The organism is Amycolatopsis azurea DSM 43854 (assembly GCF_001995215.1).
In the GTDB taxonomy this organism is placed as follows: domain Bacteria; phylum Actinomycetota; class Actinomycetes; order Mycobacteriales; family Pseudonocardiaceae; genus Amycolatopsis; species Amycolatopsis azurea.
Map to the genome: position 1 here is coordinate 127,439 of NZ_MUXN01000006.1, position 12,583 is coordinate 140,021.

The 12,583-nt window shown below is 70.3% G+C and carries 13 protein-coding genes; 5 read left to right on the forward strand and 8 right to left on the reverse strand.

Annotation, left to right across the window (positions count from 1 at the left end; all coding sequences use genetic code 11):
• Positions 1-27: 27 nt before the first annotated feature.
• A complete protein-coding gene (locus B0293_RS10200) occupies positions 28-525 on the reverse strand; it encodes an ArsR/SmtB family transcription factor (RefSeq protein ID WP_005164681.1) in 498 nt (165 codons plus the stop codon).
• Between the two features lie 61 nt (positions 526-586).
• On the opposite strand from B0293_RS10200, the gene B0293_RS10205 reads away from it, so the two are divergent.
• A complete protein-coding gene (locus B0293_RS10205) occupies positions 587-1,831 on the forward strand; it encodes an MFS transporter (RefSeq protein ID WP_005164682.1) in 1,245 nt (414 codons plus the stop codon).
• On the opposite strand, the gene dapF is transcribed toward B0293_RS10205, so the two are convergent.
• Genes dapF through B0293_RS10220 form a run of 3 tightly spaced genes read right to left on the reverse strand, consistent with a single transcriptional unit; the run spans position 1,828 to position 4,260 of the window.
• Positions 1,828-2,661, reverse strand: a complete 834-nt coding sequence (gene dapF, locus B0293_RS10210; protein ID WP_005164683.1) for a diaminopimelate epimerase — start codon at positions 2,659-2,661, stop codon at positions 1,828-1,830. The genes B0293_RS10205 and dapF overlap by 4 nt on opposite strands.
• Positions 2,662-2,671: 10 nt before the next feature.
• Positions 2,672-3,574, reverse strand: coding sequence for a tRNA (adenosine(37)-N6)-dimethylallyltransferase MiaA (miaA, locus tag B0293_RS10215; protein ID WP_005164684.1), 903 nt, complete (start codon positions 3,572-3,574; stop codon positions 2,672-2,674).
• Entirely contained in the window at positions 3,571-4,260 is a 690-nt protein-coding gene (locus B0293_RS10220; RefSeq protein ID WP_039919285.1) for a class III extradiol dioxygenase subunit B-like domain-containing protein, read from the reverse strand. Before B0293_RS10220 ends, miaA begins: the two co-directional genes overlap by 4 nt.
• Before the next feature lie 235 nt (positions 4,261-4,495).
• Between B0293_RS10220 and B0293_RS10225 the strand changes: the two genes are divergently transcribed.
• On the forward strand, positions 4,496-5,809 hold the full coding sequence (locus B0293_RS10225) for a DUF349 domain-containing protein (protein ID WP_039919278.1): 1,314 nt from the start codon (positions 4,496-4,498) through the stop codon (positions 5,807-5,809).
• 192 nt (positions 5,810-6,001) lie between these two features.
• Positions 6,002-6,460 carry a hypothetical protein gene (locus B0293_RS10230; protein WP_005164691.1) on the forward strand — a complete coding sequence of 153 codons (459 nt, stop codon included), beginning with the start codon at positions 6,002-6,004 and terminating at the stop codon, positions 6,458-6,460.
• Here B0293_RS10230 and B0293_RS10235 read toward each other — a convergent pair.
• On the reverse strand, positions 6,457-6,930 hold the full coding sequence (locus tag B0293_RS10235; protein ID WP_005164695.1) for an Rv2732c family membrane protein: 474 nt from the start codon (positions 6,928-6,930) through the stop codon (positions 6,457-6,459). The genes B0293_RS10230 and B0293_RS10235 overlap by 4 nt on opposite strands.
• Complete coding sequence (gene miaB, locus B0293_RS10240) at positions 6,927-8,441, reverse strand: tRNA (N6-isopentenyl adenosine(37)-C2)-methylthiotransferase MiaB (RefSeq protein ID WP_005164696.1); 1,515 nt, start codon at positions 8,439-8,441, stop codon at positions 6,927-6,929. Before miaB ends, B0293_RS10235 begins: the two co-directional genes overlap by 4 nt.
• Positions 8,442-8,457: 16 nt before the next feature.
• Here miaB and B0293_RS10245 point away from each other — a divergent pair, with 16 nt between their 5' ends.
• Positions 8,458-9,369, forward strand: coding sequence for a TAXI family TRAP transporter solute-binding subunit (locus B0293_RS10245; protein WP_005164699.1), 912 nt, complete (start codon positions 8,458-8,460; stop codon positions 9,367-9,369).
• Here the strand turns inward: B0293_RS10245 and B0293_RS10250 are convergent.
• Together B0293_RS10250 and B0293_RS10255 are read right to left on the reverse strand one after the other, a co-directional pair.
• Complete coding sequence (locus B0293_RS10250; protein WP_005164700.1) at positions 9,359-10,771, reverse strand: sensor histidine kinase; 1,413 nt, start codon at positions 10,769-10,771, stop codon at positions 9,359-9,361. The genes B0293_RS10245 and B0293_RS10250 overlap by 11 nt on opposite strands.
• A 4-nt stretch (positions 10,772-10,775) precedes the next feature.
• Positions 10,776-11,465, reverse strand: a complete 690-nt coding sequence (locus B0293_RS10255; RefSeq protein ID WP_005164702.1) for a response regulator transcription factor — start codon at positions 11,463-11,465, stop codon at positions 10,776-10,778.
• Positions 11,466-11,847: 382 nt separating this feature from the next.
• Here B0293_RS10255 and B0293_RS10260 point away from each other — a divergent pair, with 382 nt between their 5' ends.
• Complete coding sequence (locus tag B0293_RS10260; protein ID WP_007029281.1) at positions 11,848-12,576, forward strand: amino acid ABC transporter ATP-binding protein; 729 nt, start codon at positions 11,848-11,850, stop codon at positions 12,574-12,576.
• Positions 12,577-12,583: the final 7 nt, after the last annotated feature.

Here is a 12,583-nt window from a genome sequence, read left to right on the forward strand (position 1 = left end):
CACGTTTCGGCGGCGGGACCGAATTCATTACCTGCTGGGATACTTCGACAGGTAGATGGCCGTGCGTTTCGCGTCCGGGTCGACCGGCCGGTTCATGAAGTCGTCGACCAGCTCCATCAGCCGGGTTTCGAACTCGGTGATCTGCTCGTCCGGTACCTGGACGACCAGGCGCGTCTGCTGTACCTCGTCGAATCCCACATCGGCGATTTCGGCCAGATAGGCCTCGAAAATCGCCTGATCGATCCCCCTGTCGCGGGAATCAAGATGCCATGACAACCCGGTCGAGCGATACGGAATTTCTTTCGCACCGCGCGTGCCGCGTCGCGGCGGGAGCGCTTCGAGGAACCCCGTGTCGACGAGTTTCCGCACGTGGTGCAGCGTCGTCGCCGGGTCGCGATCGAGCCGCCCGGCGAGTTCCTTGTTGGTCAGCGCCTCGGAGAAGGTCAACCGGATGATGCGCAGCCTTATTCCGGAGGCCATGGCGGCGATCTCGGCCTCGGTGGCGGCGCGTCGTGGAGTGGGCACCGCGACAGCCTAGAGGCGAAAGTGATTGACAGTTTCCAATCACTCACGCCAAGGTGGCGTCGTGCGCAGAGACTCCCTCTTCTTCCATGCGGATTTCCGGCGGCTCTGGGCCGGCGACACCGCCAGCCAGCTGGGCGCTTTCGCGGGCCACACCGTGATCCCCCTGCTCGCGGCCACCGTCCTGGCCGCGACGCCGTTCCAGATGGGGCTGCTGACCGCGGCCGAGACCATCGCGTTCCTGATCATCGGGTTGCCCGCCGGGGTGTGGGTGGACCGGATGCGCCGTCGGACCCTCATGCTGCGGGCCGACTTCGTACGGGCCGCGCTGCTGTTCACCATTCCACTGGCGTGGTGGGCAGGGGCCCTGTCGCTGACGCAGCTGATCGTGGTCGCGACGCTCGTCGGGGTCGCGACGGTGTTCTTCGACGTCGCCTACCAGTCGTATCTGCCGTCGCTGGTCGGCCGGGAGCATCTGCTCGAAGGCAACGCGAAACTCCAGGCCAGTCAGTCGGTCGCGTTCCTGACCGGACCCGGCGTCGGGGGCGGGCTGGTCCAGCTGGCGGGTGCGGCCAACGCCGTGCTCATGACCGGGGCGGGCTTCCTGACCTCCGCGCTCTGTCTGCTGCGGATCCGCACCGTCGAAGAGGTGCCCGAGCGGCACGAGGACGCGAAGCTGCTCCCCCAGATCGCCGAAGGACTGCGGTTCGTGTTCACCGACCCGGCCCTGCGCGCGATCGTCGCCTGCACCGCGACGGCCAACCTGGCGAACGGCGCCTTCACCACCGTGCAGATCCTGTTCCTGCACCGGGAACTCGGCCTGTCACCGGCGGTCGTCGGCCTCGTCCTGGCGACCGGCGGCGTGGGCGGGATCCTCGGCGCGATCCTGGCCGGGCGCATCACCCGGCGGATCGGGCAGGCGCGGTCGATCTGGTTCGTCCCGCTGCTGACCTGGCCGTTCCAGCTGCTGCTCCCGCTCGCCGCGCCGGGCTGGCGGATCGTGCTGTTCCCCGCAGCACTGGCGATCGCGGGGTTCGGGATCATCGTCTACAACGTCGCGCAGGTCTCGTACCGGCAGGCCGTCTGCCCGGATCGGCTGCTCGGCCGCATGAACGCCAGCGTGCGCTTCGTGGTGTGGGGGATGCTGCCGCTGGGCGGGCTGCTCGGCGGCGTGCTGGGTGAGGCGATCGGGATCCACGGGACGCTGTGGTTCGCCGCGGTCGGCGAGGCGGCGGCGGTGCTGTGGGTGGTCTTCTCGCCGATCCGGAAACTTCGCGACCTGCCCAAGGAGCCGGTCGCGGTCGGCTAAGCGAGCCCGGACCACCAGGTTTCGTCGAGTTCGCCGCGCGCGACGATCTCCGCCGGTCCCGTCAGTGTGGACGCGCCGCGGCTGATCTCGACCACCACCTGACCACCGGGGATGCCGACGGTCGCCTCGCCGGTGTCGGTGCCCGCGAGATGCAGGGCGGCCGCGACCGCGGCGACCGTGCCGGTGCCGCAGGACCGTGTCTCGCCGACGCCGCGTTCGTGGACGCGCATCTTCAGCGCGTCGTCCCCCAGCAGGTTGATGAACTCGAGGTTCACGCCCTCCGGGAACACGTCGGAGTCGAAGTCGGGCTGGTCACGCAGGTCGAGCTCGTCGACGTCGTCCTCGACGACCGACACCAGGTGCGGGTTGCCGACGTTCACCGCGACACCGGAGAACGGCTTCCCGGCGACGACGGTGACCGACGTCCCGGTGATCGTCGCGGGTCCCATCTGCACGGTCACCGAACCGTCCGCGTGCATCTTGACCGGCCGGTCGCCCGCGCGGGTGCCGATGACGAAGTCGCGCTCGGCCACGAGTCCGGTGTCGACCAGGTAGCGGACGAAGACCCGGACGCCGTTGCCGCACATCTCCGCGATGGATCCGTCGGCGTTGCGGTAGTCCATGAACCACTCGCCTGCCGAACCCTCGGCCTCCGGGCCCAGTGCGGCCGACCGCACGACGCGCAGCACACCGTCGGCGCCGAGACCGCGCTGGCGGTCGCACAGCGCCGCCACCCGCGCCTCGGTCAGCTCGAGGCGGCCGTTGGGGTCGGGAAGCAGCACGAAATCGTTCTGTGTGCCGTGTCCCTTAAGGAATTCGATGCCGCCCATGGCATCCAGATTACTGGGCCGTCACCTCGAGGACGCGCTCGGCCAGCCGGTCCGAGCCGCCGTCGAACCACTCGATCCGTTTGTCCCGCCAGAACCAGGACCGTTGCCTGCGCACGAACCTCCGGGTGGCCTGCGCGGTCGCCTCGGCGGCGGCGCGTAGGTCGCCGTCGCCGTCGAGCGCGGCGATCACCTGCTGGTAGCCCAGCGCCCTCGACGCGGTGAGCCCGTCGCGGAGTCCCTGCCCCAGCAGCGTCTCGACTTCGCCGACGAGCCCGGACTCGAACATGATCTCCACCCGACGGTCGACCCGGGCGTCGAGTTCGGCGGGTTCGCGGTCGATACCGATCAGGACCGTGTCGTAGCGCGCGGGCCCCGGTTTCGGCAGGTTCGCCGAGAACGGTTCGCCGGTGATCTCGATGACCTCCAGCGCGCGCACGATCCGGCGGGTGTTGGTCGGCAGGATGGCCGTGGCGGCGATCGGGTCCAGTCCGGTGAGCCGCGCGTGCATCGCGGCGACGCCGATTTCGTCGGCTTCGGCGGTCAGCCGGGCACGGACCGCGGGATCGGTGCCCGGGAACTTGAGGTCGTCGAGCACGGCTTGGACGTAGAGACCCGAACCGCCGGTGAGGATCGGCACACGACCGGCGTCGAGGAGCTCTTCGACGCGCTCGCGTGCGTCGCGCTGGTACGCGGCGACGGACGCCGTCTCGGTGACGTCGAGGACGTCCAGCACGTGATGCGGCACGCCTCGCCGCTCCTCGACGGTCGCCTTGGCCGTCCCGATGTCCATCCCGCGGTACAGCTGGAGCGCGTCGGCGTTGACCACTTCACCCCCGAGGGTGAGAGCGAGTTCGACGGCCAGCGCGGTCTTCCCGGTCGCCGTGGGCCCGACGACCGCGACCGGCCGGATCACGCCCGCTCCCAGACCGCGACGTGGTAGCCGACACCGAACGGCGCGGCCGAGTAGAGGACCTCGGCGGTCCAGTCCCCGTCCCCCGCGAGCCCGGCGAGGACCTGCCAGGGCGCGCGGCCGCCCGCCCCGAGTTCGGCGGCGAAGTCCGGATCGAGCCCGGCGAGCCACCTGGCGTCGGCCCTGGCCAGCGCGTCGCGGACCCGGTCGTCGAGGAACTCCGCCCGGTCGTCTTCACCGCCCGGGGAGCGGGGCCCGTGCCGGCTCGAACCGTCGCCCAGGACGAGCACCGCGGCGTGCTCTCCCAGCTCACGGGCGAACTGTTCGCACTGGCCGGGAGTGGTCGCGGGGTCGACGAGGTGGACCCGGACGGAGGACGCGTCCGCCCTTTCGCGCAGCCATCCGGCCACGAGTGCGGGCAGCGGCAGCTCGGTTTCGGGCGCCGTCACCCGGCTGAGTGAGACGCCGAGGTCGACGCCGAATCCGCGGAAGGAGCCGCTCGCGTGTTCCGGCACCTCGGGGGCGCCCGGGGCCGCGCCGACGACCACCCAATCCGGAGAAGCGCTGGTCAGGCGCCGTGCGGCGGCGAGACAGGCTTCGCGCAGTTCGGCGCACTCGTCCGCCGCTCCGGCGGCCAGTTCGGGGATGAGCAGCGGGGGTTGCGGGAGCACGGCGACACGGCGGATCACGGCCACCGACGTTACCTTCCCCGCCATCCACGTCCCGCAACCGACCGACACGGAGCGTCCACCGGAAGTAGGATCACTGCCCTCTGGTGATTCATCTGGTTCCACGGTGGACGCTGAGCTGCTTGAATGCCGCAAGGGGTTGATACCCCCGAAGCAAGACGGCAACGCATTACCCGGCCCCGTCGCTAGACGGGGCGCCCGCGCCAGCGGGCGTACAGGCGATAAGGAGCCTGCGATGGCCCAGGAGAACACGTCCACCGGTACCCCGGCACCGCACCCGGTGCCGCACGCGCTCGGTGGCGGGCACGCCGCACCCCCCGTGCCGCCCGCCGAACCCAGCCCGTCCGCTTGGGGCAGGGTCGACGAAGAAGGAACGGTCTACGTCACCACGGCCGACGGTGAGCGTGCGGTCGGTGTCTGGCAGGCGGGGAGCCCGGACGAGGGTCTGCTCCACTACGCGCGGCGTTTCGACGACCTGCGCACCGAGGTCGAGCTGCTGGAGACGCGGCTGGAGTCCGGCGCGGGCGACCCGAAGCACGCGCTGGCGACGGCCACGCAGCTGCGGGACGGCCTCGCCGAAGCCGCCGTCGTCGGCGACATCGCCGCGCTGAACGGCCGCATCGAGCAGGTCATCGCCCACGCCGAGAAGGCGCTGGCCTCGGCCAAGCAGGAGCGCGAGGAGGCCCGCGCGGCCGCCGTCGTCCGCAAGCAGGCCCTCGCCGACGAAGCCGAGAAGCTCGCCGCCGAGTCGACCCAGTGGAAGGCCGCCGGGGACAGGCTGCGCGCCATCCTGGACGAGTGGAAGACCGTCAAGGGTGTCGACCGCAAGACCGACGACGAGCTGTGGAAGCGGTTCTCCAAGGCCCGTGAGGCGTTCAACCGGCGCCGCGGCTCGCACTTCGCCGAGCTCGACAAGCAGCGCGCCGGCGCCAAGCACCGCAAGGAAGAGCTGATCGCCGAGGCCGAGTCGCTCGCGGAGTCGTCGGACTGGGGCGACACGGCGGGCCGCTACAAGGACCTGATGACCGAGTGGAAGGCCGCCGGTCGCGCGCCCAAGGACAGCGACGAGGCGCTCTGGCAGCGTTTCCGCGCCGCGCAGGACAAGTTCTTCGCCCGCCGGTCCGCGGTGTTCTCCGAGCGGGACGCCGAGTTCTCGGCGAACGCGCAGCAGAAGGAAGAGCTGCTGGTCGAGGCCGAGAAGATCGACCCGGCCGCGAACCTCGACGCGGCGAAGAACCACCTGCGCCGCATCCAGGAGCAGTGGGACGAGATCGGCAAGGTCCCGCGCGAGCGCATCCGTGAGCTGGACGGGCGTCTGAAGGCCGTGCAGGACGCGGTCAAGTCGGCCGAGGACAGCAAGTGGCGGCGGACCGACCCGGAGGCGCAGGCCAGGGCGGCGCAGTTCCGCGAGCGGGTCGAGCAGTTCGAGTCGCAGGCGGCGAAGGCCCGCGCGGCCGGTGACGAGCGGCGCGCGAAGAAGGCCGACGAGCAGGCCGCTCAGTGGCGTGAGTGGCTCGAAGCGGCCGAAGCGGCCATCGCGGACCGGTAGGTCCTGCGCTCTGGTTAGTGGGCTGAAGGCTCCCTTCACCGCGTGACACGTGGTGAAGGGAGCCTTCGTCGCATGACATGCGGGGAAAGTCCCCTTCAGCCCCACGCGCGTATCACTCCATTGTGGAGCGACGGCTCGCACCTTCGTGCGTATTCGGGCGCTCTCCGCGCCCCGCCGTGCTCCACTTCCAGCATGAACCACACGCCGATTTCACGGATCACCAAGACGTTCGCCGTCCTGGTGACAGGGATCGTCCTGGCCGGGCTCGTCCCGGCGGCGGCAGTCGCGTCACCAGCGTCGCCGACCTCGTCGGAGCAAACGAGCGTCTACAAGAAGAAAAAGGTCAAACTCGAGGCGAAGGCCGACAAGAGCAAGGTCAAGGTCGGCGAGGAGACCAAACTCAAGGGCCGCCTCGACGTCGTCGCGGACGACGGCAGGGACGCGGCCGACGCCCTGGAACTCATCATCGTCCAGAAGCTCGTCGCGGGCGTCTGGGTCGACCTGAGCAACGGCTCCTGCAGGCCCAACGGAAGCTTCTCCCTCAGCCTGAGCTTCAGCGTCAAGGCCTCGCTCACGCTGCGGGTGTACCACCCGGAGACCACGCTCTACGCCAGCGCGACGTCGAGCGTCTTCGGCGTCGTGGTCGTTTAGCTCCGCGAGAACGCGGCCCGCATCCAGTAGATGGCCAGCGCGACGGTGGCGAACCAGGCGAGGAGCATCCCGAAGCCCGGACCGCCACCGGCCGCGCCGGTCGCGTGCGAGGACTGCTGGGACCAGATCGCGAGCATGCCGTCCACGGAGGCGAACCAGCCGCCCGCGGCGCAGACCCAGGCCAGCCACCAGCGCCGCGTCACCAGCGCGACGGCACCGGCGAACACCCCGATCCCGGTGGAGGTCGCGGCGAACAGCTGCGGGATCCCGCCGCCCCGGCCGAGCAGCACCTCCCAGCCGGCGTGTTCGCCGACCCACGGCAGCAGCTGCGCGATCAGCAGCACGAACACCAGCACGGCGATGGAGAACCCGCGCCTGCCCAGCTCGATCGTCTTGGCCGCGCGCTGGCCGACTTCGTCGATCTCGGCGGCGAGTTCGTCGATCTCGGGGTGGTTCTTCGGTTCGGTCACAGTGCACACCCGCTCACCGGTTCCGGCGTGACGGCCGGGGCGCCGAAGCCCGGCAGGCCCAGTGTCACGCCGTTGGTCTTCGGCCGGAGCCCGGCCTCGGAGTTGTCGCCCGCCTTGGTGCGCCGGTGCGACAGCAGATCACCGTCGGCGACCAGGTGGTGCGGAGCGCCGTAGGTCACCACGGTCTCGACGACGTCGCCCGGCCGCACCGACCGGTCCACCAGGGACCCCGTCGGCGTGAAGTGGACGAGCCTGCCGTCGCGGGCGCGGCCGCTCATGCGCTGGGTCTCGGTGTCCTTGCGACCCTCGCCGGAGGCGACCAGCAGCTCGACGCGCCGTCCGACGATCTTCTTGTTCTCGTCCCAGGAGATGTCGTTCTGCAGCCGGACGAGCCGTTCGTAGCGCTCCTGCACGACCTCCTTCGGCAGCTGCCCGTCCATCTCGGCGGCGGGCGTGCCGGGCCGGATCGAGTACTGGAAGGTGAACGCGCTGGAGAACCGCGCCTGCGCGACGACGTCGAGCGTCGCCTGGAAGTCTTCCTCGGTCTCGCCGGGGAAGCCGACGATGATGTCGGTGGTGATCGCGGCGTCGGGCATCGATTCGCGCACGCGGTCGAGGATCTTGAGGTAGCGCGTCGAACGGTAGGACCGCTTCATCTCGCGCAGCACCCGGTCCGAGCCGGACTGCAGCGGCATGTGCAGCTGGTGGCACACGTTCGGCGTCTCGGCCATCGCGTCGATGACGTCGTCGGTGAACGCCGCCGGATGCGGCGAGGTGAAGCGGACGCGCTCCAGGCCCTCGACCGAACCGCAGGCCCGCAGGAGCTTGCCGAACGCGAGCCGGTCGCCGAATTCGACGCCGTAGGAGTTCACGTTCTGGCCGAGCAGGGTCACTTCGAGCACGCCTTCGGCGACGAGCGCCTCGACCTCGGCCAGGATCTCGCCGGGGCGGCGGTCACGCTCCTTGCCCCGCAGTGCCGGGACGATGCAGAAGGTGCAGGTGTTGTTGCAGCCGACCGAAATCGACACCCAGCCCGCGTACGCCGAGTCGCGCTTCGCCGGGAGCGTCGAGGGGAAGGTCTCGAGCGATTCGAGGATCTCGACCTCGGCCTCGGCGTTGTGCCGCGCGCGTTCCAGCAGCGTCGGCAGCGCGCCGATGTTGTGCGTGCCGAACACGACGTCGACCCAGGGCGCGCGTTTGACGATCTCGCCGCGGTCCTTCTGCGCGAGGCAGCCGCCGACGGCGATCTGCATGCCCGGTTTCGCGGTCTTCTGCGGCCGGATGTGCCCCAGGGTGCCGTACAGCTTGTTGTCCGCGTTCTCCCGCACGGCGCAGGTGTTGAACACGATCAGGTCGGGTGTGGCCTCGCCGTCACCCGGGACGTAGCCGGCGTCCTCGAGCTGCCCGGCAAGACGTTCGGAGTCATGCACGTTCATCTGGCAGCCGAAGGTGCGGATCTGGTAAGTGCGCGCGCTCATCTCGCCTTCGAGGGTACGCGGGCGGGGTTCCATGGCACGATCGACCCTCATGAGGCGACCAGGGGTACTGGCGGTGGTGATCGCCGTCGTCTGCGCCCTGGTCACGGGGTGCGGACCGGATCTGTCCGGGACGAAGGTGCGGATCGCGGCCGGGCTCAACGGCGGTGTCTACGACAAACTCGCCGAGGCGCTGGCCGACGCGTGGGCCGCGCAGCTGGACACCACGCGGCCGGAGATCCAGGAGACGCACGGCTCCCCGGACAACATCGACCGGGTGCGCGCGGGCAAGGCCGACGTCGCGTTCGTGGCCGCCGACGTCGCCGCCGCGAAGAGCGCCGGGTTGGCCGCGCTGGCCAGGGTGCACGACGACTACCTGCACGTCATCGTGCGGGCCGACTCGCCGATCAAGTCGTTCGCCCAACTCCGCGGGCGGAAGGTCGCGATCGGCTCACCGGACTCCGGCGTCGAATTCCTGTCGAAACAGTTGCTGACGGCGTCCGGGCTCACCGGCGCGATCGACCGGCGCAACCTGGGGATCGACGAAGCGCTGCCCGCGCTGAAGGACCGGCAGATCGACGCCGTCATCTGGTCCGGTGGGGTGCCGACGCCGTCGATCACGGAGGCCGTCCAGACGTTCGGCGTGCGGCTGCTCGACATCACCGACCTCGCCGACGCCCTGCGGGCCTCCAGCCCGGTGTATCGCACGGCGACCATCCCGGTGACGGCCTACAACCTGTCGGAGCCGGTGACCACGCTCGTCCTGCCGAACTTCCTGGTGGTGCCGACGTCGATGCGCGACGACGTCGCCGAAGCGCTGGTACGCGGGTTGTTCGACGCGCGGGATCAGCTGGTCAAGGCGGCCGGGGCGGCACTGTCGATCGACGTCCATCCCGCGATCGAGACCTCTCCCCTGCCGCTGCATCCCGGGGCGCTGCGGTACTTCCGGTCACTCAAGGACTAACACCGCCAGGAGCGGCGACCGGCAGGGTCACGGTCACTTCGAGGCCGCCGCCCTCGGGTGAGCCCAGCCGCAGCGAGCCGTCCGAGCGGACCATGATCTCGGTGACGATCGCCAGGCCGAGGCCGGATCCGGGCACGTTCTGGTGCGCGGTGCTGCGCCAGAACCGGTCCGCCGCGCGGTCGAGTTCGTCGTCGCGGAGGCCGGGCCCGTGGTCGCGGACGGCGATCTCCACCTTCCCTTCCACGACGACGACGGCGACCCGGACCTCGGTCCCCGGCTCGGTGAACTTGAGCGCGTTGTCGAGCAGCGCGTCCAGGACCACTTCGAGGCCGCGCGCGGGCGTGAGCACCCGCAGCCCGCCGCCCAGCCCGGACGCGACCAGCGAGATGTCGCGCGCCGCGCCGACCACGGTCCAGTCGGCGACCCGGGCGCCCACCACCTCGTCGATCCCGACCGGCACCAGTTCGCCGCCCGAGGCCTCGGCGCGGGCCAGGGAAAGGAGTTCGTCGAGGATCTGGTTGAGCCGCCGGGCGTCGACGACGGCGGCTTCGAGATCGGCCGCGGCCAGGTCGTCGTCGACGTGCCCGTCGAGGTTGCCGAGCCGGATCTTCAACGCCGTCAAAGGGTTCCGCAGCTGATGGGAGGCGTCGGCGACGAAGGCGCGCTGCGCCGACAGCGCCTCGTCGACGCTGGCGGCCATCCGGTCGAAGGACCGTTCGAGCTGGCGCAGTTCGGGAGGCCCGCCGGACTCCTCCACCCGCATCACCTCGCGGCCGCTGACCACGGCCGCGACCAGCGCGCCGGTGGCGTCGTCGAGCCGCCGGACCGGCCGCAGGATCCAGCGCACCACCGGCACCGCGACCAGCAGCGCGAACCCGAAGGCCAGCACCGCGCCCGCCGCGATGAGCAGCCACCACCACAGCAGTTCGGTCCGGGCCTTGCCGGTCGAGGACACGGTGATCACCGCGCCCCGCACCTCGCCGTCGATCAGGATCGGCTCGGCCAGCACCAGCGGCTCGGTGGTCCAGGGCATCAGCAGCGGTCCGGGCTCGGAACGCCGTCCCGCCAGCGCTTCCTGCAGATGCGAGGCGATGACGGGGTCTTTCAGATCGATCCCCACCTCGCAGGGCCCTCGGGCCACGGCCTCGCCGTCCTGGTCGGCGATCGCCACGGGCACCCCGTAGACCTCGGTGTAGCGGCGGAGCTCGTCCACGATCAGGTCCGGCCGGTTCTCCACCAGCGTGCGCTGGGCCAGCGACGCGAACCGGGAGGTGTCGGTGAGCCGGTCGAGGAAGAGGTCGAGCTGCACGCTGGCCGCCACGCTGAGCGCGAGCGGGATGCCCAGACCGAACACGAGCGCCGCGACCAGCGTCAGCACGATCGCCTGGAGCCGGACGCGCACCGGCTCAGCCCTCTTCGGCCGGGCCGTAGGCGCCGCCGAGGCGGTACCCGACGCCGCGGACGGTCTCGATCAGCGCGGGCCTGCCCAGTTTGGTCCGCAGGGTGGCGACGTGGACGTCGAGCGAGCGGCTCTCCGCGGGTCCCCGATGCCCCCAGACCTCGTTCAGCACGTGGTCACGGGCGCAGACCGCGCCGCGGGCGGTGACCACCAGCGCGAGTACCTGGAACTCCTTGCGGGACAACGAAACCGGTCGGCCCTCGACCTGCACCTCGTGGCGCCCGATGTCGACCGAGACATCACCCGCCCGGATGACGCCCGGCGGTTCGGGCGCGGCCGGGCGCTCACCGCGGCGACGGCGCACGGCCTCGACCCGGGCGACGAGCTCGTCGACGTCGTAGGGCTTCACCAGGTAGTCGTCGGCGCCGGACCGCAGGCCCTGGATCCGGTCGTCGACCTCGCCCCGCGCCGAAACGACGATCACCGCGACGTCGCTGACCGCACGGATCCGGCGGCACAGCACGATCCCGTCGATGTCGGGCAGCCCCAGGTCGAGCAGGATCACGTCGACCTCGTGCACCAGGTCGAGCACCCCGGCGCCGGAGGCCAGGCGTTTGATCGTCAGGCCACGCCGGGCCAGCGCGGGCGTCAAGGCGCCCGCGACCCGGTCGTCGTCCTCCACCAGCAGTACCCGCACCCGTGTTTCCCTTTCACGCCGTCCCCGCACCGCGACGACTTGGAGAACGACTCTATGGGGTGAGTCACCCCTCGCGCTGCCCGTCCCGGCCTTGTGAGGGACTCGTCGCAGGCGGTAATGGTCACGATGCGTCACAGATCTTGTGTGACCCCGGTTACGGGACACCCCTGCCTTGTCTAGGCTGATCAGCGCCGGACGGCGGCGGATCGGGCCGTCCGGTGGCTTGAGAACGATACGGACTTGAAACCCTAAGTATTGGTCAAGCCGTCTTTACAAGCGGTCCGACGGGAGTAGGTTTCCGCCATCGCGTGGTGCCTGACCCCGCAGTCCCCTGCAAACGAACGCTCCTGGAGGCCAGATGACCGCGGAGGTGGCGGCGCCGATGATCAAGGCGGCCGCCGTGAACAAGTACTTCGGCGACCTGCACGTGCTCAAGGAGATCAACCTCGAGGTGCCGCGTGGGCAGGTCGTGGTCGTGCTCGGGCCGTCCGGGTCTGGCAAGTCGACGCTGTGCCGGGCGATCAACCGGCTGGAACCCATCAACTCCGGCGAGATCGCGGTGGACGGCGTTCCGCTGCCCGCCGAGGGGAAGGCGCTGGCCGCGCTGCGCGCCGACGTCGGCATGGTGTTCCAGTCGTTCAACCTGTTCGCGCACAAGACGATCGTCGAGAACGTCATGCTCGCGCCGATGAAGGTCCGCAAGGTCAACTCGGCCGAAGCCCGCAAGACCGCGATGGACCTGCTGGAACGCGTCGGCATCGCCAACCAGGCCGACAAGTACCCGGCGCAGCTTTCCGGCGGGCAGCAGCAGCGCGTGGCGATCGCCCGCGCGCTGGCCATGCGCCCCAAGGTGATGCTGTTCGACGAGCCGACCTCGGCGCTGGACCCGGAAATGGTCCAGGAGGTCCTCGACGTGATGACCACGCTCGCGAAGGACGGCATGACGATGCTCGTCGTCACCCACGAGATGGGCTTCGCGCGGCGTGCGGCGAACCGGGTGGTGTTCATGTCCGACGGCGAGATCGTCGAGGACTCCACCCCGGACGACTTCTTCACCAAGCCGAAGACGGACCGTGCCAAGGACTTCCTCGGCAAGATCCTGACCCACTGAGGACTTC

Coding starts and splice junctions, on each gene's coding strand:
- B0293_RS10225 (WP_039919278.1), top strand. CDS start 4,496: ATGGCCCAGGAGAACACGTCCACCGGTACCCCGGCACCGCACCCGGTG.
- miaB (WP_005164696.1), bottom strand. CDS start 8,441: ATGGAACCCCGCCCGCGTACCCTCGAAGGCGAGATGAGCGCGCGCACT.
- B0293_RS10260 (WP_007029281.1), top strand. CDS start 11,848: ATGATCAAGGCGGCCGCCGTGAACAAGTACTTCGGCGACCTGCACGTG.
- B0293_RS10245 (WP_005164699.1), top strand. CDS start 8,458: ATGAGGCGACCAGGGGTACTGGCGGTGGTGATCGCCGTCGTCTGCGCC.
- dapF (WP_005164683.1), bottom strand. CDS start 2,661: ATGGGCGGCATCGAATTCCTTAAGGGACACGGCACACAGAACGATTTC.
- B0293_RS10230 (WP_005164691.1), top strand. CDS start 6,002: ATGAACCACACGCCGATTTCACGGATCACCAAGACGTTCGCCGTCCTG.